The sequence below is a fragment of the Halorarum sp. SLYT50 genome, from assembly GCF_059821265.1.
This window is the reverse complement of record NZ_CM187555.1, coordinates 1,657,796-1,678,173: the sequence shown is the minus strand read 5'-3', so window position 1 is coordinate 1,678,173 and position 20,378 is coordinate 1,657,796. Positions and strand designations below refer to the sequence as shown.

Sequence of the window (20,378 nt, the reverse complement as noted above, 5' to 3'; positions counted from 1 at the left end):
CCGGAAGTGAAGGGGTCGAGCGGTGAGAACTCGGCCGGCGAGCGGTTCGGGCGCGCTCCGACTCGGCCCGTTCCCGACAGGTTAAACCGCGAAACCGAACTATCCCCGTTCGATGAAGCCGTCCGCCGTCACGACCCTCCCGCCGGGCGTCGCAGACCGGCTGGAAGCGGAGGGTATCGCGGAGTTCTACCCCCCGCAGGAGGCCGCCGTCGAGGCCGGCGTCGCCGACGGGGAGTCGGTCGTCGCCGCCGTCCCCACCGCGTCGGGGAAGACGCTGATCGCCGAACTCGCCATGCTCTCGGCCGTCCAGCGCGGCGGGAAGGCGCTGTACATCGTCCCGCTGCGCGCGCTCGCCACCGAGAAGAAGACCGAGTTCGAGCGCTGGGAGGAGTTCGGCGTCGACGTGGGCGTCTCGACGGGCAACTACCAGTCCGACGGCGAGTGGCTCGCTTCTCGAGACATCATCGTCGCCACGAGCGAGAAGGTGGACTCGCTCGTGCGCAACGGCGCGCCGTGGGTGGAGGACCTCACCTGCGTCGTCGCCGACGAGGTCCACCTCGTCGACGACGGTCATCGAGGACCGACGCTGGAGGTGACGCTGGCGAAACTCCGGCGCATCAGCCCGGACCTGCAGACCGTCGCGCTCTCGGCGACGGTCGGCAACGCCGGCGAGGTGGCCGACTGGCTGGACGCGGAACTCGTCGAGTCGGACTGGCGACCCATCGAACTGAAGACGGGCGTCCACTACGGCAACGCCATCAACTTCGACGACGGGAGCCAGCGTGAGGTGCCGGTCGAGCGGGGGGAGAAGCCGACGGCGGCGCTCGTCGCCGACGCGCTCGACGAACGCGACGACGACGGCAACGCCGGGTCGTCGCTCGTGTTCGTCAACTCCCGGCGGAACGCCGAGGGGGCCGCCAAGCGGATGGCCGACGTGACCGGCGCGCGCGTCGAGCGGGGCGAGCGAAACGACCTCGAGGAACTCGCGGCCGAGATACGCGAGGTGTCGGACACCGACACGAGCGAGACGCTGGCGAACTGCGTCGCCGAGGGCGCCGCGTTCCACCACGCCGGCCTCACGGCCGAACACCGCTCGCTCGTCGAGGACGCGTTCCGCGACCGGCTCGTCAAGTGCATCTGTGCGACGCCGACGCTCGCGGCGGGCGTGAACACCCCCGCCCGGCGGGTCGTCGTCCGCGACTGGAAGCGCTACGACGGCGAGTTCGGCGGGATGCAGCCGCTCGACGCGCTGGAGGTCCACCAGATGATGGGTCGGGCCGGCCGGCCGGGCCTCGACCCGTACGGCGAGGCGGTCCTGCTCGCCGAGGACAGCGACACGATGGAGGAACTGTTCGAGCGCTACGTCTGGGCGGAGGCCGAGCCGGTCCGGTCGAAACTCGCGGCCGAACCCGCGCTCCGGACACACATCCTCGCCACCGTCGCCACGGGGTTCGCCAACTCCCGGGAGGGACTGCTCGACTTCCTCGACCGGACGCTGTACGCGAGCCAGACCGACGACGACGCCCGCCTCGCGGACGTGACCGACCGCGTGCTGGCGTACCTCGACCGGAACGACTTCCTGGAGGAGTCGACCGGCACGCTCACCGCGACGGGCGTCGGCCACACCGTCTCGCGGCTCTACCTCGACCCCATGTCGGCCGCGGAAATCGTCGACGGCCTGCGCGAGTGGACCGAGACGCACGGCGCGGACGAGCGGCCGACGCCGCTGGGGCTGTACCACCTCGTCGCGCGCACCCCCGACATGTACCAGCTCTACCTGAAGTCGGGGGACAGGGAGACGTTCACCGAACTCTGCTACGAGCGCGAGGACGAGTTCCTCGGCCCGACGCCCTCCGAGTTCGAGGACGTCGCGTTCGAGGACTGGCTGGCCGCGCTCAAGACCGCGAAACTGCTCGAGGACTGGGCGAGCGAACTCGACGAGGGGCGCATCACCGACCGCTACGGCGTCGGCCCGGGCGACATCCGCGGGAAAGTCGAGACGGCCCAGTGGCTGCTCGGCGCGGCCGAGCAGTTGGCGGGCGAACTCGATTTGGGCGTGAACGTGGCCGTCCGCGAGGCGAAGAAGCGCGTCGAGTACGGCGTCCGCGAGGAACTGCTCGACCTCGCGGGCGTCCGCGGCGTCGGCCGGGTGCGCGCGCGCCGACTGTTCGAGGCCGGCGTCGAGTCTCGCGCCGACCTGCGCGCGGCGGACAAGTCGGTCGTGCTCGGCGCGCTCCGGGGACGCGAGAAGACCGCCGAGAACGTCCTCGAGGCCGTGGGGCGACAGGACCCCTCGATGGAGGGCGTCCGGTCGGACGCGGAGGCGTCCGCGGCCGCCGTCGGGGCGGACGGCGACGAGGACGGCGGACAGGCGACGTTCGGTGACTTCTCGTGAGACTCGTCGAGGGCCGCGCGACGGTCGAGGACGTGGACGGCTTCCTCGCCGACCTGGACGCCGTCGCGGCGGAGACCGACTGCACCGTTCAGGCGTTCGACGCGCGCTACGTCGTCGACCGGACGCACCTCGTCCGCGCGGTCGGACTCGCCGACCGCGCCATCGACCGCGGGGAGAACGTCGCGCGCGACCGAGGGATCGAACTCCTGCTGTACGCCGCCGGCCGGCGACAGATCGACCGGGCGCTGGAGATGGGCGTCTCGGAGGGGGACGTCCCGCTCGTGGTCGTCTGTGACGCCAGCGGGGCGGACAGCGACGAGGCCGCCGCGGCCGACCGGGTGGGGACGCTCCTCGCTCTGGCGGACACCCTCGGCGCGTACGACGAGGCGCGGGTCCGGGAGTTCTTCGGCGTGACCGACGCGGAACTCGACGCGACGGCGGGGACGCTCGCGGACCTCGTCCACGAACGGGTGGCGCTCCTCGACGTTGAGAAGTGAGCGGGTCGCCTCCGTCCGACGCGCGGCGTACAGACCCCCTCGTTTCGACTGGAGACCGGCGGACAGCAGGAGGATTCGGTTCGAGACGAAACGGGAGAAGTAGTCCCACCAGGATTCGAACCTGGGTCGTTGCCCCCAGAAGGCAACAGGATTGGCCACTACCCCATGGGACTGATACGTCGTCCGTCGGGTCGGGTCGACGGCTCCAGATTCAGGAAGGCAAGCGGAGCATTTGAGTGTTGCGGAGTCCCCCGGGTCGGAGCCGTCGGGTCCCCTGCGGTAGAACGCCCCCGCTGCGTCAGCCCGACCGGTCCCGGAGCGTTCACGGCGCGGGTATCGCTCGAGCGCTGGCCGTTTTCCTTCGGGCGAACGCCGCGACATCGAACGGGAAGATGGATTGAGGAGACTACCGTCCAATCATAATTGTAGTAAATCGTACGAACGTTGATTATGTTTATTTGCATAATTTAATTGGAGGTACTAGATGCCGTATATCTTCAGAGGCCGACTGTGTGGGTACGAGTGCGCCGACGTCGAGATACCGCTGTCGAACGTCCGCGTCCGGTTGTACGAGCCGCCGGCCGAACGACTCGTTCGACGGGTGGCAGCGAGTCCGAAGGAGACGTTCGCCATCCTCGACGACGACGCGGTCGCGGCGAAAGAGTCGCGTCTACTCGCGGAGACGGCGGCGAACGAAGAGGGGGAGTTCGAACTCGAACTCGACGAGGAGGAACACGGCTACGACGGGGAGGCGTTCGAGGTCGACGCGGTCGTGAGGGAGGTGGCGGGACTCGACGACCGCCTCGACGAGTCGGTGCAGTTCTCCGTCACGACGCTCCAGCCCGAGTGGCGACAGCGCGAGGAGGGACTGAGTTTCACCTGGGAGTACTGTCTCCCCCGACGGAACTGGTGTGCCGTCCTCGAACGACTCGGTGTGTGGGTGATCTGCGGGCGGGTCACCATCTGTGAGAACGGCGACGACACCGACGAACCGGTCGCGAACGTGAGCGTGAGCGCGTTCGACGCCGACTTCATCGAGGACGACCCGCTCGGGAGCGCGACGACCGACACGAACGGGCGGTACCGGATCTACTACCGGACCGCCGACTTCCGCCGGACGCCGTTCTCCCCGTTCATCAACGTGGAGTTCCAGCCCGGACCCGACGTCTACTGCCGGGTCGAGACGAGCGGCGGCGACGTCCTCCTGGACGAGAACCGCTCGCGCGGCCGCGAGCCCGACCGGGAGAACGTCGAGACCTGTCAGCGGGTCGACCTCTGCGTCCCCGGCATCCCTAATGGAGACGGAGAAGCCATCCCCACGGCGTGGACCGGCATCGGGACCGCGTTCACCATCCCGGACAGCACGAGCCTGAACGACTTCGACGCCGACGGCTACGCGGGGAGCGGGAAGTACGCCCTGACGGGGACGATTCGGACGACGGGGAGCGTCCCGCTCCGGAGCGCGAGCGGGAACGAGGTGGAGTACCGGTTCCTCGTCGCCGACTCGGCCGACGCGAACACCACCGGTCCGAAGACGCCCGCCTCGCACTTCACCCGCCCCGTCGGCGCGAACGGCAACGCGGAGGGACTGTTCGTCCCGACGGAAGTCGGTCAGATGTGGCGGTACGACTCCGTGAGCAACGAGTTCACCATCGTCGACGTCACCGCGGCGGTCGAGGACCTCGACAGCGAGGGGTGGCTCAACGTCAACCGGTCGGTCGAGCGCACCTTCCAGAACCACCCCGGGCTGACGCTCGCGGACATCCCCGACTTCGACTGGGTCGACCGTGACGGGATGATGGCGATCGACACGACCGCGCTGACGGACGAGCCGGACGTACCGGACGGGGCCGCAGACGCCGGCGAGGAGGTGCCCACTGGAAACCGAATCGACGTCGAGACCGCCGCTATCCGGTTCGAGGTCCGCGAACTCGTCGACCCGGCGACGAACACCTACCAGGACCTGCCCGGGAACGGGATGACGCTCAACCGCATCGTGGTCAACAACAACGCCACGTTCGCGAAACTGGCGATGGCCCAGCACGGGACCGACCCCTGCGCGCCGCTCTCGGGCGGCGACGTGGACGTCTCGTACACCGTCTACCACCCGCACCTCCGGAACGTCCAACTGTTCGTGAAGAAGAACGACGAGTCGGCCGCGAGCGTCGGGAGCACCGTGAACGACCCGACGAACGCCGTCTCGGTCACGGGGAACACCAGCCCGAGCGTGGACCACCTGCGCAACCCCGCACTGGACATCGTCCCCCAACTGAGCGGGCCGTGCACGTACATCGTCACGCTGCGCGTGCAGCCCCGCCTCCACACCGGTGACGGTGGCATCGGGTCGAAGGACTGGCAGACCTCGTTCTACTACGAGGGCTGAGCGCCGACTTCCCGGCGACGGTCGCTCGGATGGCGGGTCACCCGCTCGCACCGATGCCACTGAGTCGCGCGTAGTACCCGCTCGGGTCTAAACCACACGTGACCGGCGCCGACGCGGGGGATATGCGCGTGCAGGCCGTGTAACGTTCTCGCGACGTCTCGGCGTCGACCCGACCGGGGTCAGAGCCGGGAGCGCGGCCGTCGCCGTCGACCGGGAGCTACTCGCGGCGGCGCGCGCCGTCGCCGTCGGGTCGGCTGACCGCGCGACCCGTCGAACCGACACCTACATTTCTCCGACGGACGCAGTGACGCGCATGTACGTCGGTCGCTTCCTCGTCGCCGGCCCCGGCATCGGCGCGTACCGCGTCTCCTCGCGCTCGTTCCCGAACCGCAAGGTCGTCCGCCGCGACGACGAGACGCTCACCGTCGTTCCCACGGACGAGGCGGAACCAACCGACAACCCGTACGTCTCGTACAACTGCGCCCGGACCGTCGCCGACGGCGCGGTCGTCGGCAACGGCTCGCACGTCGACCCCGTGACCGAGAAGTACGAGTTGGGCTACCCGGCACGGGACGCGCTGGCGTCGGCGCTGCTGGCGATGGACTACGAGAAGGACGACTACGACACGCCGCGCATCGCGGCCGTCGTCACCGACGACGCGGCCCACGTCGCCACCGTCCGTCGGGACGCGCTGCTCGTCCGCGAGGTGTCCGAACCCCACCTCGTCGCCACCTACGAGGAGGCGGACCCGCGCCCGTTCGAGTTCGCCCCGACCACCGCGAGCGCCGCCGCGAAGAGCGTCCTCGCCCACGAGTTCGAACACCCCGTCTGCGCGGCGGGCGTCCGCGTCGGCGACGAGAGCGTCGGGCTCGCCGTGGAGAACGGCCGAGACGAGTAGGTGAGCGCGACCGGTTGTAGGAAGTTTCCGATTGGTTCCGAATCGAGGACGGATAGCGACTGATAAACTACCGACCCGATCGAACGACGACCGGACGGAGTCTTGCGATTGTCCCACACTCGCCCGCCGGTCGGCAGACGCTCGTGCGACGCCCGTCAGACACGTACCAATCGTGAGTTTCGGAGCGATCTGGTCAGAGATTCGCCGGACTGCGCCGACCCAACCCCTTCGTTTCAACTGGAACTCCGGAGGGGTCGATAGCGGTATCGACCGCTTCGGAGCGAAAAACAAGGGAGGCCGGGCGTCGGACAGGGGTGCGCGGGCGGCGCTACTCCAACAGGAGGAGGCGCGGGTCTGTCAGGTACTCTATCACCCGGTTGGTGAACCGCGCGGCGACGGCGCCGTCGACGACGCGGTGGTCGATGGACAGCGACAGCGGGAGCGTGTGGGCCGCCCGCACCTCGCCACTCGCGGCTCCGTCGCTCGTCTCCGAGGTGGATTGCGCCTCGCTCTCCTCGACGACCGGCCGTTCCTCGATCGCGCCCAGTCCGAGGATGGCCGTCTCGGGGTAGTTGATGATGGGCGTTGCGTACTCGCCGCCGATGGCGCCGAAGTTGGTGACGGTGAACGTCCCTCCCTGCATCTCCTCGCGCGAGAGGCTCCGGTCGCGGGCCCGCGCCGCGAGGTCGGCCACCTCCGCCGCGAGGTCGAGCATCGACTTCTCGTCGACGTTCCGGACGACCGGGACCATCAGCCCCGCGTCCGTGGCGACGGCGATGCCGACGTTGTAGTACTGCTTGAGCGCGATCTCCTCCTCGTCCTCGCGGAGTTCGGCGTTGAGGTAGGGGAACTCCTTGAGCGCCGCCACGACCGCCTTCAGCACGAACGGCACGTAGGTGAGGTTCACGCCCCGGTCGGCCGCGCGCGGTTTCAGGTCCGCGCGGGTCGCAACCAGGTCGTCGACGACGGCGGTGTCGTGGTGGGTGACGTGCGGGGCGGTGTACTTTGAGCGGGCCATCTGGGCGCCGATGGTCCGCCGGACGCCGCGGTACGGAACCGTCTCCTCGTCGGGTTCCGCGGCCGCCGTGGCCTCGGTTCGCGTGCGCTCGGCCGTCTCGGTCTCCCTCGCCGCGCGGACCTCCTCGGCGTACTGCTGGACCTGTTCGGTCGTCACGTACGCCTCGCCGTCGCGCGTCTCCTCCGTCGGTACGTCGTTCAACTCGACGCCCGCCTCCTCGGCCGCCCGGCGCGTCGCGGGCGCGGCCAGCGTACGCTCGCGGCCCGCGGCCGCCACGCCGCCGGCCGGTTCCGCGCCGGCGGTCTCGCCGTCGTCGGAACGCTTCCGGACGACCTGCTCGCCCTCGCCGGCGTTGACCTGCCGCGGGCCGTCGTCCGACTCACTCGATTCGGCGGGGTCGCTCGCCGCCGCCCCGGGGTCGGCCGCGTCGGGCGACTCGCCCGACTCGGCGTGGCTACGCACGTCGGCGTCGGTGACGCGGCCACCGGGACCGCTCCCCTCGACGGCGGAGACGTCCACGCCGAGTTCGCGCGCGAGGCGCCGGGCCGAGGGCGGGGCGAACACGCGGCCCGACGACCGCTCGTCCGTCTCGGCGGTGGCCGTCGTCTCCCCGTCGCCCTCGCTCGTCGCGGCGTCCGCGCTCGCCTCGTCCGTCTCGCCGACCGTCTCCGAGGTCCCCGACTCGTCCCCGGTCGCTCCGTCGTCGGCCGCCTCGTCGGGCGTCTCGCCGTCGTCCACCTCGAACGTGATGAGGACGTCGCCGACGGGGACCATCTGCCCCTCCTCGGCGAGCAGTTCCTTCACGGTCCCGTCGTACGGCGACGGCACCTCGACGAGCGCCTTGTCCGTCTCCACCTCGGCGACCGGTTGGTCCTCGCTGACGGTGTCGCCCGGCGAGACGAGCCACGTGACCAGTTCCCCTTCGGCGACGCCCTCGCCGACGTCGGGGAGTTTGAACTCTTTCGTCGTCATCTCAGAACTCCACGGCCTCCCTGATACCGTCGGCGACGCGAGCGGCGTTCGGCACGTAGTAGTCCTCCAGCGCGTACAGCGGGTACGGCACGTCGTACCCCGTCACCCGCTGGACCGGCGCCTCCTGGTAGAGCAGCGCCTCCTCCTGGAGGATGGCGGTTATCTCTCCCGCCAGCCCGCCGGTCTTGGGCGCCTCGTGGACGACGCAGGCGCGGCCGGTCTTCTTGAACGACTCGACGACGGCCTCCCGGTCGAGCGGCGACACCGTGCGGAGGTCGACCACCTCGGCGTCGACGCCGTCGTCGGCGAGGTCCTCGGCCGCCTCCATCGCCGGCCGGGTCATCGCGCCGTAGGCGAACACGGAGACGTCCGACCCCTCGCGGCGGACCGCCGCCTCGCCCAGCGGCACCTCGTACGCCTCCTCGGGCACGTCGCCGCGGAACGCGCGGTAGATGAGCTTCGGTTCGAGGAAGACGACCGGGTCCGGGTCGCGGATGGCCGAGATGAGCAGCCCCTTCGTGTCGTACGGCGTCGAGGGGATGACGACCTTGAGGCCGGCCTCGTGGGCGTAGAACGCCTCCTTCGACTCCGAGTGGTGTTCGGGCGCGCGGATGCCGCCGCCGTACGGCGCGCGCAGCACCATCGGGAGCGTGAACCGGCTCCGCGAGCGCGTGCGGAGCCGGGCCATGTGGCTGACGATCTGATCGAACCCGGGGTAGATGAATCCCGAGAACTGTATCTCCGGCACCGGCTTCAGCCCCATCGCCGCCATCCCGACGGCGGTGCCGATGATGCCCGACTCCGCGAGCGGAGTGTCGACGACGCGGTTCTCGCCGAACTCGTCGTACAGCCCCTCCGTGGCGCGGAACACCCCGCCGTTCTTGCCGACGTCCTCGCCCATGACGAGGACGTCGTCGTCCTCGCGCATCTCGGTCGCGAGCGCGTCGCGCACCGACTGTACGAGCGTGAGATTCTGGGTCGCGTCCGCGTCGTGGTCGTGCGTGCTCATTAGTCCTCGAGGAACGCGTCGTCGCCGTACTGTTCGCGGAGTTGGGCGAAGCGGTCGGCCTGCGCGCGCAACTCCGGAGTCATCTCCTCGTACACGTGCTCGAACATCGACGAGGGGTCGGGACGGGTGGCCGACTCGGCCGCCTCGATGGCCGCCGCCACCTCCTCTTCGACCGACTCCTCGACGGCCGCAACCCGATCGTCGTCGAGGACGCCCTGCCCCCGCAGGAACCGTTCGAGCCGCGGGATGGGGTCCTTCGCCTTCCAGCGCTCCACCTCGTCGTCCTCGCGGTACACCGACGGGTCGTCGGCGGTCGTGTGCGCGCCGAACCGGTACTGGACCGCCTCGACGAGCGTCGGCCGGTGCTCCCCCTCGTCGGGGTCCTTCGCCTTTCCGAGCGCCTCCGTCGTCACCTTGTAGACGGCGAGCGGGTCCATCCCGTCCACCTGGACGCCCTCGAAGCCGTACGCGACCGCCTTCTGTGCGAGCGTCTCGGCGGCCGTCTGTTTCTCGCGCGGCACGGAGATGGCCCACTGGTTGTTGTTACAGAAGAAGACGTTCGGGGTGTCGAACACGCCGGCGAAGTTCAACCCCTCGTGGAAGTCCCCCTCGGAGGTGGCGCCGTCGCCGAAGTAACACAGGACGGCGTTCGGCGTCTCCCCCTCGTGGGTGAGTTTGTCCGCCCACGCCATCCCGGTCGCGTGGGGAATCTGAGAGGCGATGGGCACCGCGACGGGGAAGACGTTCACGTCCTCGGGAATCCGGTTCCCCCGCTCGTCGCCCATCCAGTAGCGGAGCGTGTTCTCCAGGCTCAGCCCGCGCACGACGGCCACGGCGTGCTCCCGGTAGGAGGGGACCACCCAGTCGTCCTCGGCGAGCGCCATCGCGGAGCCGACCTGCGCGCCCTCCTGCCCGGACATCGGAGGGTACGTCCCCATCCGCCCCTGCCGCTGGAGGGAGACGGCGCGGGTGTCGAAGTGGCGCGCCAGCTTCATGTTCCGGTACATCCCGACGAGGTCGTCCTCCGAGAGGTCCGGCACGTCCCCGACGACGCTGCCGTCCTCGTCGAGGACCTGCACCATGCCCTCGCGGGGGTCGCGCTCGAGCGTACTCACCGTACCCACCTTCGCATACGCCAACCGTGACGGCCCCGACGCATAGTGTTTTCGTAAATAGTTTACTGTGAGCAGAAATACTGCCTGCGCTCGGGTATCCGTCCACCATTTCGGGAGTTTTCGTCCGGGTTCTGTATTCAATCCCGGGTTTTAGCCTGCCATCCGAGAAAGAATCGAGAATCGGCCGCGATTCTTGATAAACGATACTGCTGAATCGGGAGACGTCGAAAGCTCGGCCGGCCGAACCGACCGGCTCAGTCCCCGCTCGCGGCCCGCGCCGCGTCGCGAGCCTCCTCGACGGACGACCCCTCGCGGACGAGCGCTTCGACGAAGAACTCTCCAGCCTTGTACGACGAGCGGACCATCGGGCCGGCGGCGCAGTAGAGGAAGCCGAGTTCCTCCTCGGCGACCCGTCGCCACGTCTCGAAGACGTCCGGGTGGACGTACTCGAACACGTCGAGGTGCGAGCGGGACGGCTGGAGGTACTGGCCGAGCGTCACGATGTCCACGTCCGCCTCCCGGAGGTCCCGCAGGGTCCGGTACACCTCGTGGTCGTACTCGCCGAGGCCGAGCATGACGCTCGTCTTGGTGTGGACGTCCGTCTCGCGCGCCGCCCGTTCGAGCACGTCCAGCGTCTGGTCGTACGTCGCCCGGCGGTCCCGGACGGGCCACTGGAGGCGTTCGACCGTCTCGACGTTGTGCGCGACGACGTCCGGCCCGGCGTCGACGACGCGCCGGAGGGCCGCCTCGTCGCCCCCGAAGTCGGGGACGAGCACCTCGACCAGCACGCCCGGGTCGCGCCGTTTTATCTCGCGGATGGTCTCGGCGAAGTGCGCGCTGCCGCCGTCCGCCAGGTCGTCGCGGTCGACCGACGTGAGCACGACGTACTCCAAGCCGATCTCGGCCACCGCCTCCGCGACGTTCGCCGGTTCGTCGGGGTCGAGCGGGTCCATCCCGCCGGTCGCCACGTCACAGAAGTTACAGCCGCGCGAACAGCGGTCGCCCATCAGCATGAACGTGGCCGTCCCGTGTCCGCTCCCCTCTCCGGGCGCGGAACTCCCGCCGCTCCAGCACTCCCCGAGGTTGGGGCAGTTCGCCTCCTCGCACACCGTGTGCAGGTCGTGCTCGCGGAGGACGGACTTTATCTCGGTGAAGCGCTGCCCGGCGGGCGGGCGGGTCTTCAGCCAGTCCGGCTTGCGCCGCCGACTGCTCATACGTACGCCTGCGCGCCGGGAGGCAAAAACGTGCGGTCCGCCGCCGGGTCGGCCGAGGGGAAAGTGTGAGCCCGACATAATATGAGACGCATCGACAGTCATTTATTGTCGTGTGAGAATTTCGGAATGATTCGGATGTTCGACGTCTCGTCGGAGGATATCACCGAGGGCTCGCTCGGGCGAGCGCTCGCGTACCTCTCCGTCCCCATCGTGGCCCAGCAACTCGCGCTGGTCGCCCAGCAGATAATCGACGTGTTCTGGCTGGGACGGCTGAGCGGCGAGGCGGTGGCCGCGGTGGGCCTCATCGCGCCGCTCATCGGCCTGCTGGTCGTGCCCGCACAGGCGGTGTACATCGGGTCGCAGGTGCTCGTCTCACAGCGGGTGGGCGACGACGACCGACCCGCCGCGCGCCGGGCGGCGTTCCACGGCCTCGTCGGCGCGACGGCGCTGATGTCCCTGCTGGCGCTGGCGGTGAACGCGTTCGCGCTCGACCTCACCAGCCTGTTCGACCCCGGCGCGCGCGTCGCGGAACTGGCCGCGACGTACCTCGGCGCGCTGGCGTTCGCGTACGTCGTCAGCACCGCCAGCGACTCCGTCGAGGCGGCGTTCACCGGAGCGGGCGACTCCCGGACGCCGCTCGCGGCCAACCTCCTCGCCATCGGGACCAACATCGTGCTCGACCCGCTGCTCATCTTCGGCTGGTACGGCTTCCCCGAACTCGGCATCGCGGGGGCCGCCTACGCCACGCTCGTCGGCTACGTGTTCGGGGGGCTGGTCATGCTCGCGGCGACGCTCTCGGACCGGGGCGGGTTCTCGTTCGACCGCGAGTCGCTGGGACTCCGGGCCGCGGAGTTCCGCGCGCTCGTCGCCGTCGGCGCGCCGAAGGCGGGCCAGAGCATCGGCCGGCAGGTGGCGCGGGTCGTGATGGTCGCCATCATCTCGTTCACCGGGGGCGCGGCCGCGCTCACGGCGTACACGGTAGGCGCGCGGGTCTCGACCATCGCGTTCGTCCCGGCCATCGGCATCGGCTCCGCGAGCACGACGCTCGTCGGACAGAACCTCGGCGCGGCCCGGCCCGACCGCGCGACCCGCGCGACGTGGCTGGGCGTCGCCGTCGGCTCGGTCGGCATCGGCGTGCTCGGCGTCGTCCAGTGGGTGTTCCCGACGACCCTCTCGACGCTGTTCGTCCCCGACATCGGGGCCGAGGCGCTGGCGTACACGGTCGCGTACCTCCAGATTCTGGCGTACGGCTACTGGGCGCTCGGCGCCATCTGGACCGTCGAGGCGGGGTTCAACGGCGCCGGAGAGACCCGGGTCAGCATGTACTCCACGCTCCTGCAGTACTGGGGCGTCCGCGTGCCGGTCGCCGCGGTCGGCGCGTTCGCGCTCGGGTACGGCGCGCTCGGGCCGTTCTGGGCGGTGACCATCTCGAACGTGGTCGCGGCGCTCGGCCTGTGCGCGTACTTCCGGTACTCTGCGGCGGACGGGATGCTCGAGCGGGCGGCCAGCGACGCGTCGAACCCCGACGCCGCCGACTGAGACCGGGTTCGAAACCAGAACTCCTAGAACCCCTAGAACTCCGCGTCGGCCTCCGGCGGCGCGACGCCCTCCTCCTCGCGCTCCAGTTCGAACTCCTGCCTGAGGTCGCGGATGCGGTCGCGGATGTCCGCCGCGAGTTCGAACTCCAGGTTGCCCGCGGCGGCCTCCATCCGCTCCTCGAGCGCCTGTATCTGTGCGGCCGCCTCCTCCTCGTCGGCGACGTCCGCGCCGGCGACGCCCGACGTGTCCGTCTCCGACCCGGGGAGGTTGGTCTCGCCCACCTCCTTCTCGATGGTTCGGGGTTCGTAGCCGTGCTCCTCGTTGAACTCCCGCTGAATCTCGCGGCGGCGCCGGGTCTCCTCGACGGCCGCCTCCATCGCGTCGGTCGTGTCGTCGGCGTACAGGACGACTTCGCCGTTCACGTTGCGCGCCGCCCGGCCCATCGTCTGGACGAGCGTGGTCTCCGACCGGAGGAACCCCTCCTGGTCGGCGTCGAGGATGGCCACCAGCGACACCTCGGGGATGTCCAGCCCCTCGCGCAGGAGGTTGATGCCGACGAGCACGTCGATGTCGCCAAGGCGGAGCGAGCGCACCAGTTCGTGGCGTTCGAGCGTGTCCGTCTCGTCGTGCATGTACGCCACGTCGACGCCCGCCTCCTCCAGGTACTCGGTGAGGTCCTCGGCCATCCGCTTCGTCAGCGTCGTGACGAGCGTGCGCTCGTCCCGCTCGATTCGTTCGTCGATGCGGTCCATGAGGTCGTCGACCTGCCCGGTCGCGGACGCGAGTTCCACCTCGGGGTCGACGAGGTGGGTCGGGCGGACGATCTGCTCGGCGACCCGCTCGGAGTGCTCCCGCTCGTAGTCGCCGGGGGTCGCGCTCACGTACAGCGTCCGGTCGGTCTTCTCCTCGAACTCCTCGAACGTGAGCGGGCGGTTGTCGTACGCGGTCGGCAGGCGGAAGCCGTTCTCGACCAGCGAGTCCTTCCGGGACTTGTCGCCCGCGAACTGGCCCTTTATCTGGGGGAGGGTCTGGTGTGACTCGTCGACGACGGTGAGGAAGTCGTCGGGGAAGTAGTCGAGCAGGGTGTACGGCGGCTCACCCGGCTCCCGGTCCGAGAGGTGGACGGAGTAGTTCTCGATGCCCGAACAGTAGCCCGTCTCCTGGAGCATCTCGACGTCGAACGTCGTCCGTTCCTCGATACGCTGGGCGGCGACGAGGTCCCCGTTCCGCTCGAAGTGGCGGACGCGCTGGTGCATCAGTTCCTCTATCTCCTCGACGGCGTTCTCCAGACGCTCCCCCGGGATGGAGTAGTGCTCGGCCGGGTGGACCATCACCGCCGGCTCCTCGCTCTTGGTCTCCCCCTCGAGGGGGTCGACCTTCGTCATCCGGTCGATCTCGTCTCCCCAGAACTCGACGCGGACGGCGTACCGGCCGTACATCGGGAACACCTCGACCGTGTCGCCGCGCACGCGGAACGTCCCCTGCTGGAAGTCGACGTCGTTGCGCTCGTAGTTCAGGTCGACCAGTCGCGCGAGCAGGTCGTCGCGCCCCACCTCCTCGCCGACCTCGAGTTCGAGCGCCATCTCCCGGTAGTCGGTCGGGTCGCCCAGCCCGTAGATGGCCGAGACGGACGCGACGACGACGACGTCGTCGCGCGTCAGGAGCGACCGCGTGGCCGAGTGGCGCAGGCGGTCGATCTCGTCGTTGATGGACATCTCCTTGTCGATGAACGTGTCCGTCTGCTCGACGTACGCCTCGGGCTGGTAGTAGTCGTAGTAGGAGACGAAGTACTCGACGGCGTTGTCCGGGAACAGCGACTTGAACTCCTCGTACAGTTGCGCGGCGAGCGTCTTGTTGTGCGCGATGACGAGCGTCGGCGTGTCGAGTTCCTCGGCGACCCACGAGACGGTGTTCGTCTTGCCCGACCCGGTCACCCCGAGGAGCGTCTGTTTCTCCATCCCCGACTCGAACCCCTCGACCAGTTGCTCGATGGCCTCTGGCTGGTCGCCCGCGGGGTCGAACGGCGCGTCGACGCGGAGCGAGCGCTCCGCTCCGGGCCGGTCCGGCGAGAGCGGCCCCTCGGATTCGCTCATTGTCGGAGTCACGGGCCGGACGCACTTGACGGGCGCGGTCACCGACGTGGTGGCCGGCGGACGACGCCGACTGTCGCTCCACGGACGGCGCGTCGCGCGGGCGACGAGCGAACGGTCCGGTGCAGTTTTGCCCCGGCCCGTGCGTGTGGGACCTATGAGCGGAGAACAACCGGATGGACCCGACCCCGCGGAACTGCGCGAGGCGAGCGACCACCTCCGGCGGGCCTCGGAGGCGGCGAGCGGCGACGTGCGCGACCGACTGAGCCGGCAGGCCGACCGACTGGCGGACGACGCGGACCGCGAGCGCGGACCCGACCACGGGACGCTCGCCCGGCGGACGAACGTCGTCCGCGAACTCGGCGAGGAGGGCGGCGACGCCGTCCGCGAGCACACGGACGCCGCCGTCGAACGCATCAACGCCTACCGCGAGAACCTGCCCGGCGTGTGAGGGGGAGCGGGCAAGAAGAGGGACGGCGGGCGCGACGACCGGCGACTAGCAGACGTTCTTCGGCTTGACGCCCATCCCCTCCAGCGTCTCGACGTAGTCGTCGTAGGCGGCCTCCAGCACCGCGTCGGCCGCCTCGCGGGCGGCGTCCCACTCCCCGTCCGACTCGCAGACGTCGTCGAGCAGGTCCAGCGCGTCGTCGCGGCGCGCCGCCAGGCCGTCGCGGTACGAGCGGAACTCGTTCGCGGCCTGCGGGTCGGCGTCGCCCACGAAGAAGCCGACGGCCTGCTCGGCGCGGGTGTGCGCGAGGACGAGACGGGCGAGCAGGCCGCCCGCCCGGGCCGCGGTGTCGGCGAGGCCGTCGAGCACCTCGTACTCCGGGAACGCCCGCGTGTCGTCGGGGTCGAACGCGGCGGGCGCGAGCGCCTCCCGGTGGTCGCGCGCCTCGTCGGCGACGGAGCCGAACAGGCCGGCCGCGTCGCCGCTCCCCTCGTCGACGCTCCACGACTCGAACGTCCCCCGGGCGGCCGCCGACTCGGCGGCCACGGCGGCGCGGACGGCGTCCGCGTCCATCTCGCCGCCGGTGAGCGCGTACAGCGACTTCGAGGAGCCGAGCCGCGAGAGCGGGGTCTCGTGGTCGGCGCGGAGTTCGTCGAGAAGGATGTCTGCGTCCATGCTCCCCGGTAGGGCGGTCGCTCGCTTGAAACCCTCGGCAGCGGTCGAACGTGCGGCGAGGTGCGAGGACGGGCGGGGAGGTGCGGGGGCGCGACGGCGGGACGAGCGCGACCGACGGCGTGGCGGTAGGGTTAGGTGGCGGGCGGCGACATCCCAACCCATGTCCGCCGACCGGTCCCGGTCCGTCTCCGGCGCGCTCACCGCCGCCGGACGGGTGCTCGTTCGCTCTCCAACCGTCGTCCTCCCCGCGTACCTCCTCGCGCTCGGTGCGCTCCCGGCCGCGCGCACGCCGCTGCTCGTCGCGTCGCGCTCGTCGTCGGCCTGCTGGTCGCCGAGGGTCGCGTCGAGGCGGTCGTCCGCGCGTTCTCCGACGTGGAGCGCGACGCCGCGACGCCCGGCGGCGGGCTCTTCGAGACGCCGCCGGACGTGACGCTCACGCCCGAACAGGAGGCCGCGCTCGCCGGTCTCGCCACCCCCGAGGCCGGCGCGCTCCTGCTCGTCGGACTGCTCGCGACGCTCGTCACCGCGCTCCTCCTCCAGTCCGTCGCGCTCGCCGTCACCCGCGAGACGGTGTGGGCGGCGCTCGACGGACGCGACCCGCTCGTCGCCGGCGTCCGGGGGAGCCGGCGGTGGCCGGCGTTCCTCGGCCTGACGCTCCTGCGGGCGGCGGTCGTGGTCGTCCTCGTCGGGGTTCCGGTCGTCGTCACGGCCGTCCTCGCGACCGCGCTCAGCGTCGGCGCGCTCCTCGGGCTCCCGCTGGTCGGCATCGGCGTCCTGCTCGCGCTGCTCGTCCTGTTGCTGCTCGCGTTCGCCGACGCGGCCGTCGTCGTCGACGGCCTCGGGACGCTCGCGGCGGCCCGCCGGAGCCTCGGGTTCGTCCGCCACAACCTCGGCGCGACGCTCGGGTACGCGCTGGTCGCCGCCGGCGTCTCGGTCGGGGTCGGCGTCGTCGTCGCGCTGTCGAGCCTCGCCGGCGTCGCCCGCCTCGGCGCACTGCTCGTCCCGCTGCTCGTGACGCCGCTGCTCGACGGGTTCGCCACCGCGCTGTACGCGGGCGAGGCGAGGCCGGGCGACGCAGGTGCGACGGACGAGACGGCGGCGGCCACCGAGCGTCCCGGCGCGGCGACGCGCGCCCGCCGGGCGGTGGGACGCGGGTGGCGCGAACTGGTCGGGTTCACGGTCGGTCACCCGGCCGCCGTCGCGGCCGCGCACGGCCTCCTGTTCGGCGCTATCGCCGCGGGCTACGCCGTGACCGCCCGGTACGGCGTCGCGCTCGACCCGCCGGGCGACGTGGCGAACGTCTTCGGCGCGTTCCCCGTCGGCACGTTCCTGAACATCGGGGCGAACAACTGGCTCGTCGCCGCCGGGAGCGCCTACGGCGGCCTCGCGTTCGGCCTGCCCGCGGCGGCCAGCCTCGGGTTCAACGGCGCGCTCGTCGGTGCACTCGCCGGCGTGTTCGACCGGACCGCCTTCCTCGCGCTCGTCGCCCCCCACGGCGTGGTGGAACTCCCGGCGCTCGCGCTCGCAGGGGCGCTCGGCCTCCACCTCGGCGTCGTCGGCTGGCGGGGCGTGCGCGGCCGGACGGACGCGGCGACGGTCGCGGACGAACTCCAGCGGACCGCCTACGCGCTCGTCGGTCTCGCGCTCCTGCTCGTGGTCGCTGCGTTCGTCGAGGCGTTCCTCACGCCGCGCATCGCGGCGTGGGTGCTCGCGTAGGGTCGGCGACGTAGGCTTCGCGGACGAGCGGAGCGGCGAAGGGCGGAGGTACCGTTCGACGGGACGGGTCGCCGACGCGAAGCCGGCCTACTGGTGGACCGGGAACGCGACTTCGACGGTCGCCTTGTACCGCGTTATCTCGCCGTCCTCGACGGCGGCGGTCCACCCCTCGACCTCCAGTCCGCTGATGTCGTCGACCGTTCTGTTCGCTTGACGGAACGCCTCCTCGGCCGCGTCCTCCCACGAGGAGTCGGACGTTCCCATCACCTTGATGACCTTGACGGCGGGCATAGCGGCGGCTACTACTCCCGGACGGAGCATGTGAGTTGTTCCCAATACGTGAAAGTATCGTGAAGGTAATACTACATCGTTACTCACGCCGGCCGATACGCGTCCACCGTCGGCCGAGGGAGCTCTCGTGGTCTGCCCGAGTCGGTCCCTGGGCGGGGTGACCGGGGGCCGTCCCGCCGGACGCCCGACTAGCGCTCGGCGTCGCCCGTCTCCACGGGTGCGCCGACGAGGTTCCCCCACTCGGTCCAGGAGCCGTCGTAGTTGACCGTCTGGTCCTGCCCGAGCAGTTCGTGGAGCGCGAACCACGCGATGGAGGAGCGCTCGCCGATGCGGCAGTAGGCGACGATCTCGTCCTCACCGGAGTCGATGACCTCCTCGTACAGTTCCTGGAGTTCGTCGGCGCTCTTGAACGTCCCGTCCGCGTTGACCGTGTCGGCCCACGAGATGTTTCGCGCGCCGGGGATGTGGCCGCCGCGCTGGGCGGTCTCCTGGAGGCCCGGCGGAGCGAGAATCTCGCCGCGGAACTCCTCGGGCGAGCGCACGTCGACGAGCGGGACGCCCGCGTCGATGGCCTCGTCGACCTGCGAGCGGTACGCGCGGATGGACTCGTCGGCGTCCTCGGCGGTGTACTCCGTCTCGGGGAACGAGGGTTCCTCGTCGGTGAGCGGGTAGTCGTTCTCCACCCAGTAGTCGCGTCCGCCGTCCATCAGGCGCACGTCGTCGTGCCCGTAGTACTTGTACTGCCAGTAGGTGTACGCCGCGAACCAGTTGGAGGAGTCGCCGTACAGCACGACCGTCGAGTCGTCGCCGACGCCGTGCGAGGAGTTGAGTTCCTCGAAGTCTCCCTTCGTGAGCAGGTCGCGCCGGGTCTGGTCCTGCAGTTGGGTCTCCCAGTTGAACCCGACGGCGCCGGGGGCGTGGCCCTCGTCGTACGCCTCGGTGTCGACGTCCACCTCGACGAGTCGGTACTCGGGGTCGTCCGACTGGAACTCGTCCAGGTGGTCCTCCACCCAGTCCGCCGTCACGAGCACGTCCTTCGCGTAGTCTGACATTGCGGCGGGACGTTCGGTCCCCGACAGCATAATACCCGTACCCCCGGCAGGACCGGCCATTCGTCCGGAGTAGCGGAGGTTATTGCCGGACGTACCCGTGAGAAAAACTCGCACGTCTCGTCGGACCGACACGGGAGTCTCCGGCGGGGCAACGGCTCCGTTCTCCCGGCAACCGGTGCCGGTTTCCCGGACGGTCGGGGAACCTCACCGCGGCGGCGGGACTTTTGCGCTTCCCCCCGGAACGGGGGGTATGGACGTGTTCGTCCCCGCGGACTGGGTGGAGGAGCGACTCGGCGACGTTCGACTCGTGGACGTGCGCGACGAGTGGGAGTTCGACGGCATCGGTCACCTGCCCGGCGCGGTGAACGTGCCGTTCGAGTCGTTCCGGAGCGCCGACGGCGACGAGGGGATGCTCCCGGGGGAGGCGGCGTGGGCGGACCTGCTCTCCGCGGCCGGTGTCGCTCCCGAGGACGAACTCGTCGCCTACGACGACACCCACGGCGTGTTCGCCGCGCGGTTCCTCGTCACGGCGGAACTGTACGGCCACGACCCCGCGCGTCTCCACCTGCTCGACGGCGACTACAGCGCGTGGAGCCGCGAGCGGGAGGTGTCACGGGAGAACCCGGCCCCCGACCCGGCCGAGTACGAGGTTCGCGAGCCGACCCGCTCCCCGCTCGTCGGCTTCGACGAGGTGGCGGACGCCCTCGACGCGGCGGCCGCGGGCGACGACGTGGTCGTCGTCGACACGCGCGACCCCGAGGAGTACGCGGCGGGCCACCTGCCCGGTGCGGTCCAACTCGACTGGCTGGAACTCGTGGACGCCGACTCGCGCGGGCTCAAACCCCGCGAGGACCTCGAGTCGATACTGGCCGAGCGGGGTATCACGCCCGACGAGCGGGTCGTGCTGTACTGCAACACCGCCCGGCGCATCAGCCACACGTACCTCGCCTTGCGCCACCTCGGCTACGAGGACCTCGCGTTCTACGAGGGGAGCCTGACCGAGTGGCGCGACCGCGACGGAGACCTGGAGACGGTGGACGCGTAGCGCCCCGAGGCGCGTGCCGGC

Annotated in this window: 17 protein-coding genes and 1 tRNA gene; 9 read left to right on the top strand and 9 right to left on the bottom strand. The window is 70.5% G+C overall.

What is annotated here, in order from left to right:
* Positions 1 to 112: 112 nt before the first annotated feature.
* On the top strand, positions 113 to 2,395 hold the full coding sequence (locus tag AC6RUA_RS08810) for an ATP-dependent DNA helicase (RefSeq protein WP_499812653.1): 2,283 nt from the start codon (positions 113 to 115) through the stop codon (positions 2,393 to 2,395).
* The gene (gene cgi121, locus AC6RUA_RS08805) at positions 2,392 to 2,892 is read left to right on the top strand and encodes a KEOPS complex subunit Cgi121 (RefSeq protein WP_499812652.1); all 501 of its coding nucleotides are present in this window, start codon (positions 2,392 to 2,394) and stop codon (positions 2,890 to 2,892) included. Before AC6RUA_RS08810 ends, cgi121 begins: the two co-directional genes overlap by 4 nt.
* Before the next feature lie 100 nt (positions 2,893 to 2,992).
* On the opposite strand, the gene AC6RUA_RS08800 is transcribed toward cgi121, so the two are convergent.
* Positions 2,993 to 3,065 (bottom strand) — tRNA-Gln (locus AC6RUA_RS08800).
* A gap of 311 nt (positions 3,066 to 3,376) precedes the next feature.
* On the opposite strand from AC6RUA_RS08800, the gene AC6RUA_RS08795 reads away from it, so the two are divergent.
* Together AC6RUA_RS08795 and AC6RUA_RS08790 are read left to right on the top strand one after the other, a co-directional pair.
* Entirely contained in the window at positions 3,377 to 5,275 is a 1,899-nt protein-coding gene (locus AC6RUA_RS08795) for a transthyretin-like family protein (protein ID WP_499812651.1), read from the top strand.
* 313 nt (positions 5,276 to 5,588) lie between these two features.
* Positions 5,589 to 6,173, top strand: a complete 585-nt coding sequence (locus AC6RUA_RS08790) for an IMP cyclohydrolase (protein ID WP_499812650.1) — start codon at positions 5,589 to 5,591, stop codon at positions 6,171 to 6,173.
* Between the two features lie 328 nt (positions 6,174 to 6,501).
* On the opposite strand, the gene AC6RUA_RS08785 is transcribed toward AC6RUA_RS08790, so the two are convergent.
* The 4 genes from AC6RUA_RS08785 to lipA all read right to left on the bottom strand — a co-directional run bounded on the left by AC6RUA_RS08785 (position 6,502) and on the right by lipA (position 11,501).
* Positions 6,502 to 8,163, bottom strand: coding sequence for a dihydrolipoamide acetyltransferase family protein (locus AC6RUA_RS08785; RefSeq protein ID WP_499812649.1), 1,662 nt, complete (start codon positions 8,161 to 8,163; stop codon positions 6,502 to 6,504).
* 1 nt (position 8,164) lies between these two features.
* On the bottom strand, positions 8,165 to 9,172 hold the full coding sequence (locus tag AC6RUA_RS08780) for an alpha-ketoacid dehydrogenase subunit beta (protein ID WP_499812648.1): 1,008 nt from the start codon (positions 9,170 to 9,172) through the stop codon (positions 8,165 to 8,167).
* A complete protein-coding gene (pdhA, locus tag AC6RUA_RS08775) occupies positions 9,172 to 10,287 on the bottom strand; it encodes a pyruvate dehydrogenase (acetyl-transferring) E1 component subunit alpha (protein WP_499812647.1) in 1,116 nt (371 codons plus the stop codon). The genes AC6RUA_RS08780 and pdhA overlap by 1 nt, the downstream gene beginning before the upstream one ends.
* 254 nt (positions 10,288 to 10,541) lie before the next feature.
* Positions 10,542 to 11,501 (bottom strand): lipoyl synthase, encoded by a 960-nt coding sequence (gene lipA / locus AC6RUA_RS08770; protein ID WP_499812646.1) that lies wholly within the window; start codon positions 11,499 to 11,501, stop codon positions 10,542 to 10,544.
* Positions 11,502 to 11,627: 126 nt separating this feature from the next.
* Between lipA and AC6RUA_RS08765 the strand changes: the two genes are divergently transcribed.
* On the top strand, positions 11,628 to 13,040 hold the full coding sequence (locus AC6RUA_RS08765; RefSeq protein ID WP_499812645.1) for an MATE family efflux transporter: 1,413 nt from the start codon (positions 11,628 to 11,630) through the stop codon (positions 13,038 to 13,040).
* A 32-nt stretch (positions 13,041 to 13,072) separates the two neighbouring features.
* On the opposite strand, the gene uvrB is transcribed toward AC6RUA_RS08765, so the two are convergent.
* On the bottom strand, positions 13,073 to 15,133 hold the full coding sequence (gene uvrB / locus AC6RUA_RS08760; protein ID WP_499812644.1) for an excinuclease ABC subunit UvrB: 2,061 nt from the start codon (positions 15,131 to 15,133) through the stop codon (positions 13,073 to 13,075).
* Between the two features lie 154 nt (positions 15,134 to 15,287).
* On the opposite strand from uvrB, the gene AC6RUA_RS08755 reads away from it, so the two are divergent.
* Positions 15,288 to 15,581, top strand: coding sequence for a DUF7553 family protein (locus tag AC6RUA_RS08755; RefSeq protein WP_499812643.1), 294 nt, complete (start codon positions 15,288 to 15,290; stop codon positions 15,579 to 15,581).
* 45 nt (positions 15,582 to 15,626) lie between these two features.
* Here the strand turns inward: AC6RUA_RS08755 and AC6RUA_RS08750 are convergent, their stop codons facing one another.
* Complete coding sequence (locus AC6RUA_RS08750; RefSeq protein WP_499812642.1) at positions 15,627 to 16,253, bottom strand: transcription antitermination protein; 627 nt, start codon at positions 16,251 to 16,253, stop codon at positions 15,627 to 15,629.
* Between the two features lie 160 nt (positions 16,254 to 16,413).
* On the opposite strand from AC6RUA_RS08750, the gene AC6RUA_RS08745 reads away from it, so the two are divergent.
* Together AC6RUA_RS08745 and AC6RUA_RS08740 are read left to right on the top strand one after the other, a co-directional pair.
* Complete coding sequence (locus AC6RUA_RS08745) at positions 16,414 to 16,683, top strand: hypothetical protein (protein WP_499812641.1); 270 nt, start codon at positions 16,414 to 16,416, stop codon at positions 16,681 to 16,683.
* Positions 16,626 to 17,969, top strand: a complete 1,344-nt coding sequence (locus AC6RUA_RS08740; protein ID WP_499812640.1) for a stage II sporulation protein M — start codon at positions 16,626 to 16,628, stop codon at positions 17,967 to 17,969. The genes AC6RUA_RS08745 and AC6RUA_RS08740 overlap by 58 nt, the downstream gene beginning before the upstream one ends.
* Before the next feature lie 87 nt (positions 17,970 to 18,056).
* Here AC6RUA_RS08740 and AC6RUA_RS08735 read toward each other — a convergent pair whose 3' ends face one another.
* Positions 18,057 to 18,260 (bottom strand): dodecin family protein, encoded by a 204-nt coding sequence (locus AC6RUA_RS08735; RefSeq protein ID WP_499812639.1) that lies wholly within the window; start codon positions 18,258 to 18,260, stop codon positions 18,057 to 18,059.
* A gap of 188 nt (positions 18,261 to 18,448) precedes the next feature.
* Positions 18,449 to 19,312, bottom strand: coding sequence for a sulfurtransferase (locus AC6RUA_RS08730; RefSeq protein ID WP_499812638.1), 864 nt, complete (start codon positions 19,310 to 19,312; stop codon positions 18,449 to 18,451).
* Between the two features lie 250 nt (positions 19,313 to 19,562).
* Here AC6RUA_RS08730 and AC6RUA_RS08725 point away from each other — a divergent pair, with 250 nt between their 5' ends.
* The gene (locus AC6RUA_RS08725) at positions 19,563 to 20,357 is read left to right on the top strand and encodes a sulfurtransferase (protein ID WP_499812637.1); all 795 of its coding nucleotides are present in this window, start codon (positions 19,563 to 19,565) and stop codon (positions 20,355 to 20,357) included.
* The last annotated feature ends 21 nt before the right edge of the window (positions 20,358 to 20,378 follow it).